The organism is Neisseria sp. P0009.S007, assembly GCF_051962515.1.
Window position 1 is genome coordinate 4,235 of sequence record NZ_JBQCVF010000002.1, and the last position, 21,574, is coordinate 25,808.

Annotated in this window: 23 protein-coding genes and 1 tRNA gene; 2 read left to right on the forward strand and 22 right to left on the reverse strand. The window is 51.6% G+C overall.

Annotated features, from left to right (window positions below; genetic code table 11):
- The 4 genes from ACTHS3_RS00465 to tpiA form a co-directional block, all read right to left on the reverse strand.
- On the reverse strand, positions 1 to 128 hold a 128-nt coding region (locus ACTHS3_RS00465), incomplete at its 3' end, for a flavoprotein (protein ID WP_440366845.1).
- 90 nt (positions 129 to 218) lie between these two features.
- Positions 219 to 304: transfer RNA gene (locus tag ACTHS3_RS00470), tRNA-Leu, on the reverse strand.
- Between the two features lie 15 nt (positions 305 to 319).
- The gene (gene secG / locus ACTHS3_RS00475) at positions 320 to 679 is read right to left on the reverse strand and encodes a preprotein translocase subunit SecG (RefSeq protein WP_004519013.1); all 360 of its coding nucleotides are present in this window, start codon (positions 677 to 679) and stop codon (positions 320 to 322) included.
- A gap of 7 nt (positions 680 to 686) precedes the next feature.
- Positions 687 to 1,460 (reverse strand): triose-phosphate isomerase, encoded by a 774-nt coding sequence (gene tpiA, locus ACTHS3_RS00480; RefSeq protein ID WP_004519014.1) that lies wholly within the window; start codon positions 1,458 to 1,460, stop codon positions 687 to 689.
- Positions 1,461 to 1,643: 183 nt separating this feature from the next.
- Between tpiA and ACTHS3_RS00485 the strand changes: the two genes are divergently transcribed.
- Together ACTHS3_RS00485 and ACTHS3_RS00490 are read left to right on the forward strand one after the other, a co-directional pair.
- Positions 1,644 to 2,300: a protein-L-isoaspartate O-methyltransferase family protein gene (locus tag ACTHS3_RS00485; RefSeq protein WP_039861872.1), complete on the forward strand. Its 657-nt coding sequence runs from the start codon at positions 1,644 to 1,646 to the stop codon at positions 2,298 to 2,300.
- 50 nt (positions 2,301 to 2,350) lie between these two features.
- On the forward strand, positions 2,351 to 2,680 hold the full coding sequence (locus ACTHS3_RS00490; RefSeq protein WP_003679997.1) for a rhodanese-like domain-containing protein: 330 nt from the start codon (positions 2,351 to 2,353) through the stop codon (positions 2,678 to 2,680).
- Between the two features lie 66 nt (positions 2,681 to 2,746).
- Here ACTHS3_RS00490 and ACTHS3_RS00495 read toward each other — a convergent pair whose 3' ends face one another.
- The 18 genes from ACTHS3_RS00495 to ACTHS3_RS00580 form a co-directional block, all read right to left on the reverse strand.
- On the reverse strand, positions 2,747 to 3,295 hold the full coding sequence (locus ACTHS3_RS00495) for an amino acid permease (protein WP_440366814.1): 549 nt from the start codon (positions 3,293 to 3,295) through the stop codon (positions 2,747 to 2,749).
- 78 nt (positions 3,296 to 3,373) lie between these two features.
- Positions 3,374 to 4,153, reverse strand: coding sequence for a DNA adenine methylase (locus ACTHS3_RS00500; protein WP_083314035.1), 780 nt, complete (start codon positions 4,151 to 4,153; stop codon positions 3,374 to 3,376).
- Between the two features lie 81 nt (positions 4,154 to 4,234).
- Positions 4,235 to 4,354 (reverse strand): zinc finger domain-containing protein, encoded by a 120-nt coding sequence (locus ACTHS3_RS00505; protein WP_311457636.1) that lies wholly within the window; start codon positions 4,352 to 4,354, stop codon positions 4,235 to 4,237.
- A gap of 182 nt (positions 4,355 to 4,536) precedes the next feature.
- A complete protein-coding gene (locus ACTHS3_RS00510) occupies positions 4,537 to 5,799 on the reverse strand; it encodes a hypothetical protein (protein ID WP_070646345.1) in 1,263 nt (420 codons plus the stop codon).
- 75 nt (positions 5,800 to 5,874) lie between these two features.
- On the reverse strand, positions 5,875 to 6,105 hold the full coding sequence (locus ACTHS3_RS00515) for a hypothetical protein (RefSeq protein ID WP_070646342.1): 231 nt from the start codon (positions 6,103 to 6,105) through the stop codon (positions 5,875 to 5,877).
- A gap of 83 nt (positions 6,106 to 6,188) precedes the next feature.
- A complete protein-coding gene (locus ACTHS3_RS00520; protein ID WP_070646339.1) occupies positions 6,189 to 8,054 on the reverse strand; it encodes a hypothetical protein in 1,866 nt (621 codons plus the stop codon).
- 11 nt (positions 8,055 to 8,065) lie between these two features.
- Positions 8,066 to 8,443, reverse strand: coding sequence for a hypothetical protein (locus tag ACTHS3_RS00525; RefSeq protein WP_070646336.1), 378 nt, complete (start codon positions 8,441 to 8,443; stop codon positions 8,066 to 8,068).
- Between the two features lie 3 nt (positions 8,444 to 8,446).
- On the reverse strand, positions 8,447 to 9,385 hold the full coding sequence (locus tag ACTHS3_RS00530) for a hypothetical protein (RefSeq protein ID WP_440366817.1): 939 nt from the start codon (positions 9,383 to 9,385) through the stop codon (positions 8,447 to 8,449).
- Positions 9,386 to 9,494: 109 nt separating this feature from the next.
- Entirely contained in the window at positions 9,495 to 10,076 is a 582-nt protein-coding gene (locus ACTHS3_RS00535) for a hypothetical protein (protein ID WP_070646330.1), read from the reverse strand.
- Between the two features lie 108 nt (positions 10,077 to 10,184).
- Entirely contained in the window at positions 10,185 to 11,870 is a 1,686-nt protein-coding gene (locus ACTHS3_RS00540; protein WP_070646327.1) for a hypothetical protein, read from the reverse strand.
- A gap of 8 nt (positions 11,871 to 11,878) precedes the next feature.
- Positions 11,879 to 13,714 carry a hypothetical protein gene (locus tag ACTHS3_RS00545; RefSeq protein ID WP_249967815.1) on the reverse strand — a complete coding sequence of 612 codons (1,836 nt, stop codon included), beginning with the start codon at positions 13,712 to 13,714 and terminating at the stop codon, positions 11,879 to 11,881.
- A 45-nt stretch (positions 13,715 to 13,759) separates the two neighbouring features.
- A complete protein-coding gene (locus ACTHS3_RS00550) occupies positions 13,760 to 14,170 on the reverse strand; it encodes a hypothetical protein (protein WP_070646324.1) in 411 nt (136 codons plus the stop codon).
- A gap of 103 nt (positions 14,171 to 14,273) precedes the next feature.
- Positions 14,274 to 18,329 (reverse strand): phage tail tape measure protein, encoded by a 4,056-nt coding sequence (locus ACTHS3_RS00555; RefSeq protein WP_070646321.1) that lies wholly within the window; start codon positions 18,327 to 18,329, stop codon positions 14,274 to 14,276.
- 109 nt (positions 18,330 to 18,438) lie between these two features.
- Positions 18,439 to 19,197: a hypothetical protein gene (locus ACTHS3_RS00560; protein WP_070646318.1), complete on the reverse strand. Its 759-nt coding sequence runs from the start codon at positions 19,195 to 19,197 to the stop codon at positions 18,439 to 18,441.
- Between the two features lie 12 nt (positions 19,198 to 19,209).
- Entirely contained in the window at positions 19,210 to 19,674 is a 465-nt protein-coding gene (locus ACTHS3_RS00565; protein WP_070646315.1) for a phage tail terminator protein, read from the reverse strand.
- Position 19,675: 1 nt separating this feature from the next.
- Positions 19,676 to 20,107, reverse strand: coding sequence for a phage virion morphogenesis protein (locus ACTHS3_RS00570; protein WP_070646313.1), 432 nt, complete (start codon positions 20,105 to 20,107; stop codon positions 19,676 to 19,678).
- Between the two features lie 3 nt (positions 20,108 to 20,110).
- Positions 20,111 to 20,521 carry a phage protein Gp36 family protein gene (locus ACTHS3_RS00575; RefSeq protein WP_070646310.1) on the reverse strand — a complete coding sequence of 137 codons (411 nt, stop codon included), beginning with the start codon at positions 20,519 to 20,521 and terminating at the stop codon, positions 20,111 to 20,113.
- A gap of 58 nt (positions 20,522 to 20,579) precedes the next feature.
- Complete coding sequence (locus tag ACTHS3_RS00580) at positions 20,580 to 21,569, reverse strand: major capsid protein (RefSeq protein WP_049335940.1); 990 nt, start codon at positions 21,567 to 21,569, stop codon at positions 20,580 to 20,582.
- Between the last annotated feature and the right edge of the window lie 5 nt (positions 21,570 to 21,574).

The window sequence follows — 21,574 nt, forward strand, 5'->3', positions numbered from 1 at the left end:
CGGGTCATCTCCGCCCCTTGCGAAACCACCAAATGCGTTTCTACCTGATGCTCACGCAAAAGCTGCAAAGCCTTCACGCCATACTGAAAACCGCTGGCACCGCTGATGCCGACAACCAAACGCTTCATTGTATTTCCCTGTCTTGGCCTAAAGATAAATGAAAGGCAGATTCTCAAGACGAAAAAATAACCGCTAAAAAGCGGTTAGATTTCCTAATGTGGTGCCGACAGCGAGATTTGAACTCGCACAGCCTATGGCCACTACCCCCTCAAGATAGCGTGTCTACCAATTCCACCATGTCGGCATAAATTAAATTGTCTTACTGCTGCTGAGGATTCGGAGCAACAGGAGTTGTATTGTTTTGTGCAGGCGTTGCAGGCTTAGGAGCTTGCTGGGTCTGCTTCACATCGCTGAAGTCTAAACCATGCTTACTGGAGTGAGTGTGAATATACACCATCGCCATGCAAGTCGCAAAGAAAAATGTTGCAGCAACGGCAGTCGAGCGGCTGAGGAAGTTGGCATTACCGGCAGAACCGAATACGCCTTGCGCGCTACCGCTGCCGGAACCGAATGTTGCGCCGGCATCCGCGCCTTTACCGTGTTGCAGCAATACTAACACGATTACGAATAGAGCGGAAATAATATTAATAATCCAGATAAGGGTTTTAAAGGCTTCCATATGTTTTCTACGAGGCTTGTGCTGCGTTGATGATGGCGGTAAAGGAGTCATATGATAATGACGCGCCACCAACCAATGCGCCGTCTACATGAGGTACTGCGAAGATGTCGGCCGCGTTATCCGCTTTCACACTTCCGCCGTAAAGAACGCGGATTTTAACATCGCTTCCGCACAAAGACAAGATTTCTTTGTAGATAAATGCGTGCATGTCGGCGATTTGTTCGACGGTGGCGACTTTGCCTGTACCGATCGCCCAAACCGGCTCGTAGGCAACGGCGATGTTTTTGGTGTTCAAACCTTGCAGGATGGAAAGCTGGTGGGCAATGACTTCGTGTTCTTTACCGGCTTCGCGTTCTTCCAAACTTTCGCCGACGCACAACAATGGAATCAGGCCGACGTTGAGGACGTTTTCCATTTTGCGGCGTTGGATTTCGTTTTTCTCGCCAAAATAAAGGCTGCGCTCGGAGTGGCCGATGAGGACGATATCTGTACCGATGTCGGCAAGCATTTCAGCGGACACTTCGCCAGTGTACGCGCCATTATTTGGGAAACGGCTCACGTCTTGCGCACAGGTCAAGATGCGGTTGTTCAAAACAATCTGCATGGCGTTGTGCAGTTGCAACAGATAAACGGTCGGAGCAGCCAGGCCGATTAACACGCGTTCTGCGGTTGGCATGACACGGAAGCGGTGCATAAGTGCATTGTTGTTTTGGAGTCGGCCGTTCATTTTCCAGTTGCCGATAACCCATTTTTGGTCCCACATTCCGATTTGGTGATACATCTTTATTGCTCCGTGTGTTGGTTGTTGCTTGCTGTAGCGTCGTGTAATGTGAAAGTTTAGTGGATATATGTGCGCTTGGCAATTATTAACGGGCCTCCGGGGCCGTCTGAAAGATGGCACACTCTCCGACAAGGATTTATAATGTATGCTTCGATAAAATTAAGAATTGAACGGAGCACAAATATGGACTTTGAAAAAGCGCGTTTCAATATGGTTGAACAGCAGATTCGTCCGTGGGATGTCTTGGACTTCGACATTTTGGATGCTTTAGAGGAGATCGAGCGCGAACATTTTGTCGGCGAGGCTTTTCAAGGTTTGGCCTATGCAGATATGGAGCTGCCGCTGACCAACGGCCATAAGATGTTGGAACCCAAAGTCGTTGCCCGCCTGGCTCAAGGCTTGAAACTGAAAAAAGACGAAACTGTCTTAGAAATCGGTACAGGCTCAGGCTATGCAACCGCCCTGCTGTCCAAACTGGCCGGCAAAGTCGTGACCGACGACATCGACGCCGAGCAGCAGCAACGCGCCAAAAAAGTTTTGGACGAATTGGGCTTTACCAACGTCGATTATGTGCAAAACAACGGCCTGACCGAAGCATCGCAAGGCGCTCCTTTTGATGCGATTTATGTGGGCGGCGCAGTAGACAGCGTACCTGAAATCTTAAAAGAGCAATTGAAAGATGGCGGCCGCATGGTGGTCATTGTCGGTCGCAAACCGGTACAACGCGTGCTTTTGCTGACGCGTAACGGCAATGAGTTTTCCGAAAAAGTATTATTTGACACCGTCGTGGCACACTTGGAAGACAAATCGGCCAATCCGTTTGGCGATTTCGATTTTTAAACAACAGGCCGTCTGAAAATTCAGACGGCCTCATGCTTTTACCCAACCCTATGACCGACATCATCCAACTCTCGCCCACCGAATTGAAACAATGGCAGGACGAAGGCCGCGCATTTCATCTGCTCGACGTCCGCACCGATGAAGAACGCGCCATCTGCACCCTGCCCGCCGCCATTCATATCCCGATGAACCTCATCCCCCTGCGCCAAAACGAGCTGCCCGACGATGATTTACCCATTGTTGTCTATTGCCACCACGGCATCCGCAGCCTGCACACGGCAATGTATTTGGAAGACGCCGGATTTGAAAACCTCTACAACCTGCAAGGCGGTATTGATGCTTGGGCAATGCAGGTAGACAGCAAAATGATGCGATATTGAATCGGTTTTATCAATAAAAGGCCGTCTGAAACTGGATTTCAGACGGCCTTTTTCAAACCTTTCTGCTTACACTTGTAAGCTAGCGACAAACTGCTGTACGGCCGGCACAGCCAAAATCAACAGCAATACCAATACGGCTTTTTCCATACGGTTGAACTGACAATTTCCGTAGTGTTTCTTTTGCGAATAGAAAAACAGTAATACGCCGGGCAAATAGAGCAAGACTGAAAGCAGCAAATATTCCGTGCCTGCCGCATAGACAATCCAAGCCGCATAAAGCGTTGCTGCCGCGCCGATAAGACGGTATTTCGCCGCGGCCTTTTGTGTCAGCGATAATTTGAGCAGATATGCACCAATTAACAAATATGGTATCAAAATCATGGAAGTCGATACCATCAGCAAGGCAGAATAATCCTCGCCTTTTAACCACACCAGCAATAGGCAAAACTGCACGGTCAAGGTGGTAAACATCAATGAACCCTGCGGCACTTCGTTTTTATTCAACGGGATAAACGATTTTGGAAATGCGCCGTTTCTCGCACCCATGTGCGGAATCTCGGTCGCATACTGTAAGGTCGTGGCGGATTTGTCATAGTTTCGCGGAAATTTTGACACTTTTAAAAATATCGGCTGTGCCAAATAAATTGCAATTCAGAAATGAAAACAAAAGCGACGATACCGTCGCTTTTTATTTTACCAATTACATACGACCAATTCTCCACTGGTTTTACCAGTTTTATTTCTTCCGACCGTATAAGCCAATTCAAGTTGAGTGATACGGAAATCTTTAAACAATTCCCTGATATCAGGGTGGTCATTAATGGATAGCATGACCTTACCCTTACTCTCTGCCATTACCTTGGCCAGTAATTCATACTGCTCCCAGCCAAATGATTGGTCATAGCCTGCGGTCTGCCAATATGGTGGGTCTGCATAGAAGAAGGTGTGCTCACGGTCATATCGCTTGAAGCAACGATCCCACGATTCATTCTCTATATAAACACCTTTTAAACGGTCTTTAGCAGCCTTTAATTTAACCTCAATCTGAGACGCATCCCACGCTTTTGACGTGGTAGCTGTCCCAAAATGCTGATGGACGGTTTTGCCGCCGAAGGCGTTGTGTTGAAGGTAGAAGAAGCGAGCGGCACGTTGAATATCTGTCATGCATTCGGGCGGCGTGTTTTGCAGGCAGGAGAATGTCTCGCGGCTGGTCAGCGTCCACTCGAACTGACGGACGAACTCGTCGAAATGATGTTGTACCACACGATAGAGATTGATGAGCTGTCCGTTGATGTCGTTGAGTACCTCTACTTTAGCAGGCGTTGGGCGCATAAAGAACAATGCTGCGCCACCAGAAAACAACTCGACATAGCAAGAATGCTCGGGGAACATGGGCAAAAGATGTTTTGCCAAACGACGTTTGCCACCCATCCAGGGGATAATAGGTAATGTCTGTTGCATTTTTTGCATCATATATACTCCTAAATTATGGCATTCGCGATGCTCTAAATCAGATTTAATATGACGCTCAAAGGCATTCTTTTGATTTATTAATTAGCTGAAAGAATTGATGTTTTTACAACGAGCGCACTTTATTTGTACACAGCCGCTGCCTTTTGCCAGCAATTTCCCACAAAACTTACAGCGTAATTCACGATAGATTTGCATTTGCATCCACTCCTGTATCAGATAGAATGCCTCGGTCTCTAGAGACTAAGGCGGCCTTAGAAGTCAATGCAGGCATACTCTGCTTGGCTGGCGTAACAGTGTTGCCGCACTGTTACGTCGCCGTCCCACTTATATTTAAAATCCTCCCGAAGGCCGCCTTATTCAGACGGCCTTTTATTTATATTTGCCTACAAGTAGCGCAACTCTTTGGCTTTTGCGATGATACGTTCGGCGACTTTAGCCTCAACCGCCGGAAGCAGATGAGCACCGCCGTCCTGCGAGAGGGACAACGGCATTACGCCGTCTGTTTGCGCTTTTTTATCCGCCTCATTCGGCGTGAGGCCGCTATCCGTCCAAATCTGGTCAGATAAAATATATTGCTCAATATCAAAGACATTATTGCCATATTTAGACTTGAGCCAATTATTAAATTGATCCTTGAGCTGATGTCGGTATGGGTGGTTTTCTTTGGCCCAACCCGGCTTATTATCAGCCCATACAGTCAGGACAATATAACGGGGAGACTCTTTCGGCTGAACTTGTTGAATACATTTTTCAACATAGCTTTTGATTCGTTCTAAGACCGTCTGCCAGTTGCCGATATTTGCGCCGTTAATATCATTCTTGGCCGTTGCCAACACACAAATGCCATCGACACCGCCGCTGTTTTTCAGTCGTACCGGATATTTTTTACCCGGAACAACGCTATGAGCCTGGCTATCGCGCGGAATAACTTTAATATTGGCGGTTTGGCCGGTCATGACCGCCTCAATGTCATCGCCAATAATAACGACGGTAGAGTGCATACTGAAAGGCGTAACGCCTTCGCCGTAAACCAACTCGCCATCAACCATCACGCCATTCGCTTTTGCCGGAATAGTATCAACTTTAAAAGTAACTTCCACCGGACTGCCGTCCATCGACATCAAGGCATACGCAGCCAGGCTGCCCCCCTGTGCGTTGTTTACAACCGGCAGATTTTCAGCGGCGGCAACACTCACGGCCTGACCGCCGATACGCGCATTGGTAGAGTCCCCGAAGAAATTGAGGCTACGTTTCAATGCAGAAGGAGGGGAAGGAGGAGCTACCGGGCGTTCCGCTTCTTTAGGCGGAACCACAGGGCCCGACGGCATAACGGTATGACGTCCATGCTCGACCGGTGCGCCAATATATTGAATGCCGAATCGGTCGCCTTGCTGCAAGGTATCAGTAATATTTTCAGGCTTGGCACAATAACGCAGATCAATAATACAATTGTGCGGCTGAACAAGAGCGTAGCCGTCTTGCTCATCGGTTAACGCGACTAATTTATTTTTATTATCACGCAAAGAGAAATTGACCCAATCACCGGCACGCGTACCATCCGGCACTTTTACCTTCACACGCGTCAAGGCAGTGGCTTCAAATTTTAAAATGTCGCCGATACCGACACCCAACACTTCAGTTCGCACAAAACCTCCTCAAAATAATAATAATTATTTTAAGACGTTATACGAAAGCAACGCCTGGCTATACTGCACTTAGCCTTATACGCCAAGCTCTAAAACAGTAGTATCGGGAGCCTGCCCAAGGATACGGTTGCTCAAGACATCATAAAACACGCGCTGATTTAAAGCGGCTTGTCCGCTTAAAACAAGATTGCCGCCGCTTTGCGTTTGCGCCGCCCATGAGCCGCCGCCCAAATCGCCCGTTATTTTGGCAATGCCGCGCTGTTCGCGCCTGAGCAGTGCCGTCAGGTTTTGATACAGATTAGTCATTTTGTTATCCTCAACAAAAAGATAAAAGGCCGTCTGAACATGGCTTTCAGACGGCCTTTAAAGCATCTTTAAACCAGCTTTAATCACTCGTCAAAATAGCGGTCTATCGTTACATTTTGAGTCACGACAGGCGCGTCGTTTTCGATTTTGACTTCGACCGACACACCAACCACCACGCCTTGCCAGCTTCCCGAAGGCTCATTGATTTGCCAAATCTCGCCTAAATTCGCCATAGGAATGGCGTATTTATCCGATACCGGCAAAGACACCGTTTCGCGCTTATGCACACCGGTTTCGCTTAACGCGGCAATCCCTGCGGCGAGCAAGACCGGCTGGTCGGTATAAAGCGTATTGGTCAGCGCGGAGGCACGCGGCTCGCGGTTACTGCCGTTGCGGTACACATCCGCGCCTTTGCCCTTGTTATGGCTCGGCCAAACATAAACCCCATTGGCGCGCTCCGATACATTGCGCTGGCCGCTGATGCTGAAAATCACGCTGACAGGGACACTGACATCGGCAGGCGCATCGGAAACCTCCCAAGAAGCCTTTTTCCATTTAGGCTTAAAGCGGATAACCGGCCTAGCGCGGTCGCTCTCCACAAATCCCCCGGCGGCTTGAGCCAGCTCTTGCAAAACAGCAATCGGCGTTTTATCGGTCAACGAATACACATCTCCCGGAATCAACCAATCAGCCATCGTCCAGCCGTCCAAATCCACGCCTGTCGGGCGTAAAACCTCCGTTGCGATTTGTTGCGCATAAATCGGATTGCGGTATGTACCGCGGCCTTTAGGCGCATAGTCCGCGCCCAAACGGGCGGTAACACTGCGGCCGGTTACCGTATAGCTCTTTTGCCCAAAGCGGCGGTTGTCGCTGTAATCCTCGGCGAGGATGACAAAAGTATCCGCATTGATTTGCACCGCGATTTCGGCCTCCCGGCCTTTCGGGCGGACATCAGGATTAATCTTAGCGAAATCATCGGGCGAAACAGTCAAACTGCCTTGCCAGCAATAACCGGCAGTGTCCGTCGTAAAGGAAGCAGAAAACAGCCCGATCGGCTGGCCGTCAACCGTAGCCTTAATAATATTTTGCATGATATATCCGTCTAAAACAGGAGTGCTTACCGTATCAAAACAAGCAAACGGCAGCGGAATATGGCGCGCATCGTGTGCAATCTTTTTGCGGTAAAACCGCAGGTGCAGACGGTTTGAAGGCGGGCGGATACCGCAAACATAAGTTTCAGGAACCGGCTCTGGCTCAACCGGAATCTCATAATACTCGCAAGGCACAGCCAAAGCAGGCAGGCTTTGCGAATGCGCACAGCGTGCCAATACCGCCGCCTCGCGCACCTCCGACACCAAACAATCGCCAACCGGCGCATCATCGGAAAACACACTCTCCGAACACGCCGCCAAAGCCTCGCCAAGACCCGCCGCCGATTGATCCGCATTACAGCCGCTTAGAAACAAATCATCGGGGAAAGCATCATGCAGACAGCCGTCCAGGCCATCCATTCCGGCCTGCTCCGCCTGCATACAACCGGCAACCCCGTCAGACAAGCCGACCGTTTCATGCAGGCAGCTTTCCAACTCAGGCATATCCGAAAAGGCCGTCTGAAAACAAACCGCCTCCCCGACAGCCTCCGCCGTTATCCCCGACACTTGGGCAGCAATGCCGCCCAAATCATAACGACCGGCCGCGCACACTGCCTGCGTTGACACCGCCTGCTGCACAAAGCCCCACGCCCCCGAAACAGTCGCATAACCATCCGGAGGGCGGTACGGATTAGGCTTAGGCGGCGTATCAGGAACAATCTCGCCGCCGTCTTCAATATGGCGTAAAGGCCGTCTGAACGCCAACGGCAAGAACCTGGACGGCGGACGGGAGCCAATCGCCAAACCGAAAGGCAAAGGGATACGCGCCGAATCAGCATAAATTTTGTCTTCGGACATTTCAGACGGCCTCAACCGCCGCCGTCACGCTCGACATAAGGCTTAATAAAATCATAAGAAACAGGCTCGTATTGCTTTTTATAATCCGTCGCCACCATCAAATACTCCTCGTCTTCCTTAAGCCGGTCGAAGCGGTAGCTGCCGTCTTCCGCGCTCCAAGTATCGGCGATGCAGTACATATTAGGCCGGGAAAACAGGTAAATACGGCGCGAAGCCGGCTGGCCGCCTACCGTAACAATGCCCGTACCTTCGCCGGCAATATAGCCATGGCCGCCGTATTTCCAATGCGGTGACTTGACAGCACGGCTTCGCGCAATCCGGTTGACGACTTTGCCGCGCAGCTTGCCGCGTTTAACGGCAAGACGGCTGCGGAAAACATAATTCGGCATGGCTTACAGCTCCCAGGCCGTGAGGTTGATCAGCAGGCCGGAATGATTACTAAAAACTTTGACATACATCCATGCATCGCCGGAATTGTCTAAATTATCGTAAACAGTACCTTGCGGGATAACACTGTTACTCGGCATCGCTTCGTTAGTACGCATCAAACCCGGAACTAAGCCGCGAATCGCATATTTACTGCCATTAAGTTCCTCAAAAAGATACAGGTCGGAAGCCGTAAAGCCGCCACTGATTGGGCTTGGATAAGGGGAAGCGGATTCAACCACATTAGCACCACAATAAAATTTATTTGGCGCATCCCCCTTGTAATCACGCATGGCCGAGCAATAAAAATTGGAGTAGTCAGCAAGATTAAAATTATATTCGCTTCCGTACGCCCCCAGACCCAATAGGTTTTGATGCTCGTCAGCCACCGCCAAGCTTGGAAACTCCCCAAAATAAAGTACAGGGCTGCCTACCGAATTGCCCGGACTCAGCAAAACAAGGGCGAAGGCACGTGCATGACCTACTAAAACCCATTTCAATCTGAAACTATTGTCGTAATAACCGGAGCTAGCAAATCGAACCCTACTCGAATTACGCCAAACATACTGAACCGCCTTGCCCGCTGTAGCAGATGTCGGCTCCAAAATCCCACAGACATCGGCATAACGATTATTTCTGTCGCCGCCTGCAAGATACTTCGTATCATCCACCCCCAGCCACCACTTTGTCGCCTTCGGGTGCGTACTGCGGAAACAAGCTTCTTGCGTCTTTTCAAACGCCATTTCCCAGCCCAGCCCGTCCTTACGTTTATTACCTTCGCCGTAACCGGTAACCAAGCAGGCTTTTAAAATCGTTTTAATGCTGCCTGCCGCCGATTCAACCTGCGGCGCACCCTCGTCATCCCAGCGGTAAACCTTTACCGGCACACGTTGCGTATCAAACATTTCAGACGGCCTTTCTTTTTAAATGGTTTTTAAAACCAAATTAAAACAAAAGCCCCGAAAATCGGGGCTTGGCATAGTTGCACTCACTTGCTTGTTTCTATTTTGTTTTTTAGCGGAAATAAGTAATTTTCGCCTGATTTCCGCTTGCATCGACGGAGCAGCTAAATTGCGCACGCAACATAGCCCCGAAACTGTTTTGTGAATCGACATATCCGCTTATTTCAAACGTCCCATCGGCATTTTCACGTCGTTGCCACCCTCCGAAATCAGCCGAAGAAGGCGATTTTAAAATACCCGTTACCGCGCTTTCGCAAGCTGATTGCGCCTGATATACGCTCGGCTTGGATGACGTACCGCCGTTTTTGAATGTAAACCAAAGCATCGGGATGGAAACCAGAATCCCGGTGCCGATCAATTTCAAGAAATCAGACCCTCCGCTTTTTTTATTTTTCTGTCTGAGCTTTTCTCTTTCTTTCGCTTTTTCGCTTTCTTCTTTGGCAAGATCGGGATTGTCGGCATGGAGGATTTTATCGTATTCCGCCTTTGCCGCCGGATTCAGCAAATACTCGCGACACCATCTTATCTCATCCAACTCAAGTTCCTGTCGCTCCGCAGCACGCAATATAGCCCGTTTAATCTCTTCTTCCGTTGCAGATGACATAATCCCAAGAAGTTTGTAATAGTTTTCCATTTCATTCTCCATATTTATTTTAAATAATGTATTCTAAAACAAACGGCATAAAAAAGAAACAAACGGTATAAAGGCCGTCTGAAAGTGCTATTCAGACGGCCTTGTCTTTTATTCGGCCACTGTATTACCGCGCAAACACGCGGTAAAACCATCGCGGCCGTTTTGCTTGTCCGGCGAAGGCTGGACACTGCGCAAAATCCAAACGGGCAACAGCGTGCCGTAGGTGTTGAAGCGGATACAGTTCTGGACCGACCAGCCGCCGCCGAATGCGGCCGCCTTGAGCGTGAAATACGGCTTGCCGGTCGCAGGATTGGTCGGCGCAAGATCGGTCAAGGTATCGCTTTTTGCGACCAAGCCCAGCCGCTCGCCGTAAAGCTCAAATTGGGTTGCAGTAATAAATTTAATCAGCCAACGCTCGGTAATCGCGCCATTACTGGCCAATTTAATCGGGTAGTCTTTGACATTGGTACGCGCCAAAATAGGCTCCCCGCGTTGCGCGTCACTCCACACATTGTCCCATGCCTGTTGCGAAAACGGCTCGGTAGCGCGCACCAGCAAATCGCCGCCGATCAGGGCGGAGGACACAAATGTATGCTCCTTCGGATAGTTGCGCCCAATCGCAAACTGGAGTTTCAGACGGCCTGAAATATCGACGCCGGTCACACGGTTTTCTTCTTCCCACGCGCAAACGGCAGTCAGCGGCAGGGTATATTGCGACAAGTCCAACGGCTCGGCAAAAGTAATGCTGCCCGCTTTGAGGTCTGCCGTGTATTTCTCAGCGAGGACGTGTTTGCCCTTGCTGTCGACCAAGCAGAGGCGGTCGATATTTTGACGGTTGAGCGTGATTTTTTGAGCGGCAGTAAACGCGCTGCCCAAATCCTGCTTGAGACGGTTGGAAATCACGATCATATCGCCCTTGCGGAACACAGGGACGCGTCCATCGGCAGGCAGGCGTACGGCATCAATGCCGATAATCGACGAATCCAAAGGCAGGTTGTCTTGGGTCACGGCGTTGTAGCGTAAATCTTCAGGGTAAAAACCCTCATCGCGCTTGATTTCATAAAAGCCTGTCTCGTAGTCGATTTTGCCTGTGATGCCGCCGGTAATTTCGCCTGCGGCGTTGCTTCTGCCGACAATTTCGCCATTGCCCGCGTAAACGGTAAAACTTTCAGGCTTAACCGGCGCAGCAGGTGTGCGGCCTGCATAACCATAACCCTTGATCTGTGGCTGGCGTACGATACCGCCTGTAATTTTAAGATTCAGGAAGGCAATATTACGGTCATTGATAATGACTTTACCGTCAGCAGTCAACGTACCGACTACATCGCCAGAACCTTGTACTGCATTCCAATTCTTATAAAGCGTACCGCCTCGTTCAACAATCTCTGTCTCGCCGTCATGAAATGACCAGGTATCAAAAACACAGACGCTTCCTTGATCAAAGTCGCTCAAAACATTAAATAACAAGCCACCGTTCAAGCTGCCACGACGTTTTTTTATTGAGGCTGGATCACTAGTGAGGTAATCTGCATACCAACTGACTATTTTCCCATAACGGTTTATTGTTTTGGTTTCAAGCAATTCTAGGTACTTATATTTTGTACCCAAAATATTTCCTTCGACTATCCGTCTTTCCTGACCAGCAACCTGCAACACCGTTTTAGGTACAATTATTGTCGAGCCTACAGCACTTACACCCTCGGCTTTTCGACCGCCGATTGTGAACTCGCCATTTTTCGCAGGGTTGGCGGACAATACAATTTTAAAACCGCCTGAACCAGTTTTTATTCCCATTATTTATCCTATCTCAATGCTGCCGCATAACCAGAATAACTGTTTGAAACAGTTGTACTTGTATATTCTTCAAAGCTTCCCAAAGCCGTTAAAGAAACAGTGCGCCAATCAGGTATCGCTGTCCCCAGTGTGATATTCCAAACCTCTCCTTTTTCCTCTGCGGTCAAGCCAAGACCATCAGCAAGGCCAACTTGAATGCGATCAGGCTCATCACAAACATAATCAACTGAAGTAGAGTCAATATAAGCCGGCAATTTAATCGTGCCGTTCAAATAATCCACGCTGCCAGTTGCATCGCCCGTTAATTTTCCTGCTCCATCATCTCGTGCGCTTTTTTTACCGTTATTTTGCCAAGTAAGCACCAGCGTTCCCGGCTTAATTGGATGGCCTAGGGAATAAGTGCACTCCCCATTTGCCGCCTTGGGCAGATTATTCCCCCCCGTCTTCCCACCATCAAAAGACGTAAAACCAGAGGAATCTCCCCATTGAAACACCAAACGGCTGCCAACATCCGGAAGAGACGGTAGATTAAGCAATACACTGCCTGTTGCAGACGATACCGTACCTACACTTTTACCGGCTTCATCCCGTAACACGCCGTCGCCTGTATCGGTCAAAACATACCAAACGCCCAAAGCCATAAAAGACACTTTTAAACTACCCAAAGCAGGATTAGGTCTAAGCAGAGGGGCAAATGATGTACCGTGGTTGGTTTCTTTAATTTCTACCGCAAAAGCATATCGCGCTGATGACGATTTAGCACCCGGAACCGCAGTTACCGTGTAATAACCTGTCGGCAAACCACTCAGACGCCCATGAGCGTAATCGGCATTGACGATATTGTCCCCGCTTTTAAGTTGACCGAAGCCATTGTCTGTGTAGTTCCCAATCTTGATACTGCCGGGTAAAACAGCCGAAGGCAAAGTTAAGGTTCCACTATCGACACGCCCCGCAAAAAGCTGCTTTTCCGGCGCAGCGGCGACCCATGCTTCACCGGGAACCGGGTATTCGTCCGCATAAGGTGTCTCGACTGTCGAGGTCGGTACAAGCTTTTCGTAAATGCTTGACACCGTCAGCGCGGCATCTCCTGCCGAAAGGCCATCTGACACGGGTTTGACACCATAATAAGTCGCGGAATCTGCAACTTGGGTTTCTAAAATCTTAACTTTAGGCGCGGCATAACCTTTGACCGGATAATCGACACCGTCAAAATCTCGGGTTAACGGATTGCTGATTTCCATTTTGACTACACGGCGCGGCACTTCCTCGACCTCACCGTTTGATTTTGGAATCTCAAAAATGCGCACCTCGTCTTCGATGTTGATAATGCGGAAATACTCTGTGATACGGCGCGTCATATTTTCAGTTTTATCCTCATATTGCAGACAATAACGCTCGCCAACCTTCGGCAAAGGAGCCTCTACGCGCTGATACGCCTGCACAAGGCGCACGCCTGCCAAATGGCGACCCAATAACGTCATGCGGCTCTCCACTGTCGGCACAGAATACGCCTCAATGCGCGGCATAATATCCGCGCGGCTCTCTCCGTAGTTGCGCGCCTTAAACGCTAAAAAAGACACGTTTTCAGAGGTCGGCGGCTCGGTAATGACGAAATGACCGCCGTAAAGCGGCTCGGAGTCGTTACGCAAAACGGCAGGGTACAGCAGACGCGCGTCCAGGCTGCCCATCGTGCGGTCAACGTCCGAGACGGGCGGAAAAATCTCGTTATCCTCGCCCGTCAGCGGCTGGCCGACCATCAAACCGCCGCCGTCAGGCGTATCGGTCATGCGCTGGCTGGGGTAAATCTGCAAATCCTGCTGCGTCAGGCGCGTTGTTTTTTCCATTTTGAAACCTTTTTAAATCCTGTTTAAACCTACTTTCAGACGAACTTAAAACGTCATCAGGCAGAGCTGGGCGGTGTATCGCTCGCTATCCGTTTCCGGCGTTGAGTAATGCACCGGCTCGACATTGTTCAAAGCCGCGTTGTGCGTACGCCAAATAACATTAAATTCGCGGCCGTCGTAGTGCGTCAGCGTCATCTCCAATTCGGGGACGTCGGTCCAGTCACGCAACGTACGCAAGATACTCAAATCAAGCCACACCCAATCGCCCGACAGCGTAATCGGGCGACCGTTTGTCTTAATGCCTTGTTGAATGACCAATCCGCCCGACAAGGTGCGCTGCGGAGCGGCCTGCGCCACCTTGTTCCATTCAAATTCATCGTCCCAGCGCATATCCTGCGGCAGATGTACGGCCACGCCGGTATCTTTCCGTTTCAGCGTCCATTCTTGATTTGCCATTTCAGACGGCCTTTGCGTATTTTTCTCAAAACCCTATTAAAACAAAAGCCCCGAAAATCGGGGCTTGGCATGGTTGCAGTCAGATGGTTGCAGGCCGTCTGAATTATGTCGTGCGCTTTAATGAAGCTTGTAAACTATTCATAAAACCGTTAACAGCTTTCTCAGCAACCGCTTGGTCGCGCTGCGCCAAAATTTGGTTAAGCTTTTCCGGGTCGATATTAACCTGCGGATTGCCGATTTGTTGCAACCGCTGGGCGGCATTACTGTTACCATACGAACCTTGGTTGCGGACTTGCTCTTGCGCGGCAGATTCGGCGCGCTTGCTGCGCTGCCTGTTGTAAATCTGTTGCTGCAAATCGATTTGACGCTGATATTCGCGCGCAACGTCGGTTTGTTTGAGGCGGTTGGCATTGTCGAGTTTTTGTTGCAGCTCACGGATTTTTCTTTCTTGCTGCAAAGAATAAACCGCTTCCGTATTACCATTAAGCTCGGCAAGCTCGGCCTCAAGCGCGCGGGTTGCATCATGTGCTTCTTGACGCAGGGCATTCAGCCGGCGTTGGGCATCGGATATCGCATTGCGGAATTTTGTCAGCTCAGTATTCCCCAATTTATCGGCAGCACGAGATGCCGCGCTGGCCGCATCGTTCAAGATATCCTGTGTCACTGCGCCTTGAGCAGCAGCATTGGTCAGCCTTTGCATCGCGGTATTCGCGTTGTAAATCTGTTGCGTGTACTCTTTCATCTGAGCAGCGCGGAATGTGGCCTCCATGCCCAACTTAATCCCGGAAAACTGTCGGTTCATCAAATCTAGCTGCTCATTATTGAGCTTGTAAAAGCCTGCCGTTTGCGTCAGACGGTAGCCGTAATCACTAAACGATTTAGACGCATTTGCTGCCGCTTTGGCTGCATTGTCTGCCTCTGCTGCCGCCTCTTTGTTGGCTGTCGCCACTTTTCTGACCGATTGGGCATGGTTTTCCGCCGCTTGCGAGCCTTTTTCATGCGCGGCTTTCGCGGCTTCGCCTGTTTTAGCGGCAGTATCATTTAACCCTTGATAGGCGGTTTTGGCTTTTTCCGCACCGCCCGAAGCCGCGTCGCCCAACCGGGCAAGCTGTTCCTGCGTCAACAGTGCCGCGTCTCCGCTGGCTTTGAGCTGGTGTTGAAACTCGGCAAATTCCTCCTTGCTTTTAAGTTTGCCCATCATGGCCTCAAAGGCTGCCTGTATTAGCTTGGCATCTTTTTGACCGGCGGCCGCCGCTTCTGTCGAGGCTGTCTGAAAATCAGCGAATGCCTGCCGCGCGTCGCTGCTGATACCTGTCATCACGGCCTTGCTGTCCACGCCGATTTTGGCGAAGGCGTCGGCAACCTTGTCCGTCGACTCCCTTGCCGTATCTCCGATTTTCTTAATTTCCTCGGCCGTCAGCCCGGATTGTTTGCCTACCTTTTCCAATTCGGCCAAAAGAGCATCGGTTGATTCTTTACTGTCCATCTGCTTGAGCGCGGCCTGAAACACCCGGCCCATCTGCTCGGCATCATTACCAAACTGAGAGGCGACACGCGAAAAATTGGCAATACCTTCCGCCGCCTTTTTGCTCATGCCGGTGGTTACCTCTTCCGCCGTCAAACCCAAAGCCTCAAGGGCTTTTTGTGCTGCGGCAAGCTCGCCTGTATCTGCGCTGATTTTGACGTTTTTCTTATCAAGTTCGGCTTTCAGTTCGGCGGTTTTGGTACGCACGTTTTCCAGCTTGATTGCCAGCTCACTGTAAAAGTCGCTGGTTTCTCGACCGTCTGCACGCAAGGCGGCCATACTGTGTTCCAACGCTGACAACTCTGTTGCAGACGCACGATATTCGGCTTGCAGGGCTTTGACGGCGGCTGCCTCTTCTTCGGCAGCTTTTTTCTTGGCGACGGCGGCTTTTTCGGCAGCTTCCTGGGCTTTTTTATCCGCTATCTCCAACTCGCGCTTAATTTGGGCTTCGGTTTTGAAAAACTCGTGATACTTGTCGAGACCGCCGGTGGTAAACAGACTATCCAAAATGGCAGGAATACGGGCGAGGTTATCGCCGAAAATTTTTGCTAAATCCGTGTTTTCGCGCAGCCAGCCGCCCACACCACGGCCGACCTCAAAAGCCGCAAAAAGTAATCCGGCATTGGATGCCGCCGTCTTGAGATTTTGAGCCAATGCTCCCGCAGCAGCCGCGCCATTACCGAAACCGTTACCGGCAGCAGCGGATTTGAGCGCAATGCCCAGCTCTCGTGCAGCGACAGTGGTCGACAGGATAGATGCTTTGGTTGCTTCAATTCCGACACGCTGGGTCGCAAATGATGCTGATACCGCACCACCAGTCAGGCGGACAGCCGCCTCATAAGCCTTGACGGCAACTGCGCCTGCTGCAAACAGCGTGGCAAGTTGCGTCAAAACCGGAAACTCTTCGGTAATCGCTCCGATTGCGCTTGCCACACTGCCGGCCGTACTCGCCAATAGAGACACCAAAGGCAGCAGCTTTTCGCCGACCTCGATGGCAACGTTGATGATTTCCTGCTTGGCTTTGTTGATTTGCGCCTCGCTGGTGGACATGGCGTTTGCCACCTCTTTTTGCATCGCGCCGACGACTTGTCCCTTGTCAGCGACCAAACCCAAAGCCTTTTCGTATTCGCCCAGTGAGCCGACCAAGAGGGCAATGTCGTCGCTGTATTCCGTGCCGAAGAGTTGCGAGAGCATTAGGGCGCGGCTTTGTTTGTCCAAGCCTTCGAGTTTGTGCAAGAAGTCCGTTAAAGCCTGCTGCGGATTGGCGGCGATATTGGCTGCCATCTCGTCGGCAGACGTACCGATACCTTCCAAGGCTGCCTGAAAGCCCTTGCCCTGGCTTTGCGCGGTTTGCAGTTTTTGCAGCATGGCATTGATGGCGGTCGCCGCTACTTCGGGCGGTTTGCCCAAGGCGATAAAGGCGTCGGCAAGCGCGGCAGCTTCGTCGGCGGCCAGTCCGAACTGCTTGGCCGTACCGCCGATACGCGCCATCGCCGCAACAATGTCTTTTTCACGGGCGGCGGTATTGTTGCCCAAAACGTTGATGGCATCACCGAGCTTCTCGACTTCTCCAATCGGGAGCTGGAACACGTTGGCAATCGTCGCGGCGGCATTGCCTGCCTCTTCAGCAGTCATGCCAAAGGCAACCGACATCTTAGACGCGATGGCGGTAAATTCCGACAACTTCTCAATCGGGATGCCGAGCTGTCCGCCGGCAGCGGCAAGATCCGCCATTTCGGCGGCGGAAATGCCCAATTCCGCACTCATTTTTTTCAGCTCGTCTGAAAGTTTGGCGTACTGCTCGTCCGTACCTTCGGCGACTTTTTTCACGCCCGCCATCGCAGTCTCAAACTTCATCGCCTCTTTGGCGGCAAACGCCAAGCCGCCTGCCTTACCGACCAAACCTTGAACTTCAGAGGCAATTTCGGAAATAGACGGCTTCACGCCTTTCAGGCTGGCTTCAAGTTCGCGCACCTTGCCTTCCTGCAACTGCGCCGCCCGGGCTAATTCTTCATGCGAGAGCGTGCCGCTGTTTTTAAGCAATTCGTAGGCGTCTTTGGTCTTTTGGATTTCCTGCCGTGCCTTGTCGTCGGTATCGATGCCGAGCTGGATTTTTGCATCAGCAATGGCTTTTAGGGTTTGCGCTTCGGCGGTCAGGCGGTCGAGCTGCGCTGTTGCGGCGGCGGATTCGGACGACAGGCGCGCCTCTTCGGCGGCAAGATTTTTGACGGACACGCCCGACACCGACATCGCATCGCGGGCGGCATACAGCTTGCCTGTCAGCTCGGTTTCGCTTTTTGCCAGGCGTTCGGATTCGGCACGCAGTTTCGCCAAATCGGCCTGCTGTTGCTGCGTACCGCCGCCGCGCATGGATTTCTCCAACGTCGCGGTCAGCTCGTCCAGCGCGCGCATTTCTTTGGCGGTATTGTCCAATTCCGCCGACAACGCCTTATATTCTGCAATTGCCGCCTGTTGCGCTTGTGCTTTGGCCAGCGTTGCGCCCAGCTCTTTCGCTTCGGTGGTCAGCTTGCCCGTATCGATGCCCGCTGCCTCGATGGACTGCGCCAGCGCGTCGATGTTTTCAACGCCGGACACGCCCGCCTTAATCTCTAAACCTGCCTGAATATTCGCCATGATTTAATCCTGTTTTAAAACCCGTTTAAAAAAGGCCGTCTGGAACCTGCCGCCGCTGCGCCTACACGCAGAAGCCAGTTTCAGACGGCCTTTGTTTATTACCGAATCTTTAGTTGTTGTACGACGTGAAGGAATAGGTCGAAGTTTCGCCCGAAGCCAACACCGCCGTGCCTTTGAATTCCGCCGTATTAAAGTCGTCGCCGAACCAGTCGATACTGCCGTCCGCCGCCAGTACGGCATGGGGGATATGCAGGATGCCGGTCTCGCCGGTAACGCGGTTGCGGCCGTCGACGTAGATTTCCAAATCCAAGCGGGACAAGGTGGCTGCGGACACTTTATAGCCGCCGGAATCGCGGGTTTTGTAGTCGACGGTGATGTTTTCGCCGTCGTTGACGGTATCGGCGGCCGGCAGGATGGTAATCATGCCCAAGGTGGCATTAATATCCAAATGCTTGGCATCAACATTTGCGTTTGACTTGTTTTTGACTTTGACGGTAGCCGGGTCGATGTTGCCGTTTGCCAGTTTGTACGCCATGCCTTTTTTGCCGATGGTCACGGTCTCGCCGGTAACGGTCTCCGCCGTAGCCGCGATGACGGCGGCTTCGCCCATCAGGGCAAGCGCGAGGTTGTCTTTGTCGAAGGTGTCGAGTTTCAGGCCGATTTCGGTGGGCTTGACGGTTTTCAGGCTGTCGAGTGCGCTGCCGTAAGTGCCTTTTTGCTTGGACACGCGCTCTTTGGTTTCCACGCTGGTTTGCGTGGTCAGGGCGGTGGTGTTGCCGATTTCGATAAAGCCCGAGCCTTTTTGATTGAGGTTGCGCACCTTGACGTCGCCCTCAAAAATTAAGCCGTGGTCGTTTTGTTTTGCCATGTGGCAGCTCCTTTAGTTTGCCGCCTGCACGGTGTCGCAGGCGAATGAAATGGGGTAAAAAGCAAAGCCGTCGTTGTATTCGATGGATGGCGAGGCGATGCGGCGGAAAGGGGTAACGGCATATTCGTCGCCCGCGTCCCAGCCAGAAAACGCCTGTTGGATTGCCGTCAGGGTCTCGCCGACCTCGTACAGCGTGGATTTGCCGTTGGCGGTGTAGCTTCGCGCGAGGACGAAGGTAAAGTGCAGCGTCGATTTGAGGAATTTGCCGTTTTTCGCTTCGTCGGCAAAGGTTGAGCCGCCGTAAACGACATAGACCGCGCCGTCCAGCGGGGCGGCTTTGCGCTTCGCCGCGCCTTGGGCGAGCAGCTCGGCAAGTTCGCCAATCTCCTTGACCGCCTTAATGCCTTTGACGGTTTTCAGACGGCCTAGGATTTCGGGATAGACCGCCAATAAGTTTTCATGCTGTTTTAAAGCCATATCAGACAATCAATCCTTCCAGCCAATCGGACATTAAATCGTCAATGTCCTGATAATCTTGCGAAGACAAGCCCAAAAACGGGCGGGCAGGCATGGTTTTCGTGCCTTCCTGCACATAAACCGAGTAGCCCATTACCGAGCCGGTAATCACGCTTTTTGCCGATGCCTCGTGCGTAATGCTTGCCAAGAGGTTGCCGTAGTCCACCAAAATCCCGCCGCGTCCGTTTTTGGCTTCTGCCGTAGCGGGGCTGACATCCTGCCAGCGTTTGCCGTCAGGCGCGGTTTTGGTTTCGGCGATACGGCGGCGGGTCGAAGATTCGAGGATGCCGCCGATAGCGCGCAAAGGCTCTTCAAGGCTGCCGTTCAACCTGCCCGACAGGCGGTTCAGGCTTTGGGCGATACGCGACAAGTCGTGCGATACCGTAATCCGCATTGCCTACTCCTTCAGCCATTCCCGCAAATCGGGTTCGGCATTCACATAAACGGCACACGTTGACGGTCTGCGGTCATCCGATACTCGGCTTTCGTCCAGCATATTCGGATTTTTGACGACCATCTTCAGCCAAGCGATTGCCGACTGATAACGCTCTTCGACAATACCTGTTACCGCATCGTCGTAGAGGTAGTAGCGGGCGATGTCGCAGACTTTGATTTTCAAAACCTGCGGCGCGGTGTCGTTGGTAAAAAACAGTTTCGCCGCCCGAAGGTAGCTTGCCGCTTCTTCTTCCGCGTCGGCAATTGCCGCCACCATCACCGCTTCGTCTATGGTTTCGTAGTTCTCATGATTCGACCGCTCCGCCATTTCCTGCTCACCGAAGCGGGTAATCATGTCTTGGATGGTAATCATGCCGTCCTCCGTTTTCAGACGGCCTTTAAAACTGCCTTAAAGGCCGTCTGAAATCCGTTTAAGACATAGTCAGCGTTGCCAACAACTCGGGGCGCAGCGCAATCGGCAATGGATTGGATTGCATATGCAGGCTCCAGCCTTTGTCATGCTGCAACTTCTCGCGGCTGGCGTAATACGGCAGGGCGCGGGTGTTGACGGTCGCGTTCATGTCGGCAGGCGCGAAATACTCTTTGTAGAGATTGCGGCCAACCGGCAGCAGAATGGCTTTGTCCGCACCGATGTCGGCGTCGCTGCCGAAATGGTTGGCATACTCGATAAAGCGGATGCCTTTGTGGACAAACTCGGTCGGATTGAGCGTATCGCCTTCGCGGTAGGCGCGTGCTTCGTCAAAGCGTTTGTACACTTCGAAGATAGACTTATGCTCTTTGAGTGCACTCAAAAACTCCATGCCGCAATAGACAACCCAGCCGCGCACTTGCGCACCGTTGAATTTTTGGCGTTGTTCGGACAAGAGCTTGTCCAATACCGCGCCGACTTTGGTCGTATCTTTCGACAATTCGATGTCTTGTGTTTTGCGCTGCACTTTGAAATCGGTATTGATGTCCAAAATCACGCTGCCGTCCGCATCCAAAATCTTGCCTTGCAACGCGCCGAGCATCAGGTGCTCACGGGTGTATTCAAGGTCGGATTTGCCGCCGGCCAGCTTTTCGTTGACCTTGTCCATGACGGTCGCGGCTTGGGTTGTGCCGAAAGCACGCAGGTTCTGCACGTCGTCCGCGCGGATGACGTCATGAATCGGCAGGTGTGGGATTTTGACGGTACGCACGGTGCGTTTCGGACTTTCGACCGCCTGGCCGGCCGTACCGCGCTCTTTGCTGGCTACCAAGTGGACTTTGCCGTCTTGGAACTCAATGTCGGCGTAGGTGGTGGTCAGATATTCGGGTTCGAAAATACCCAATTCGCGGATTTGGCTTGCGCCCGGGTCGATTTTGTTGACGGCGGTGGTCAAAGCCTGCACGCCAAATTTGCTGTTGTCAGATAAAGGCATATTTT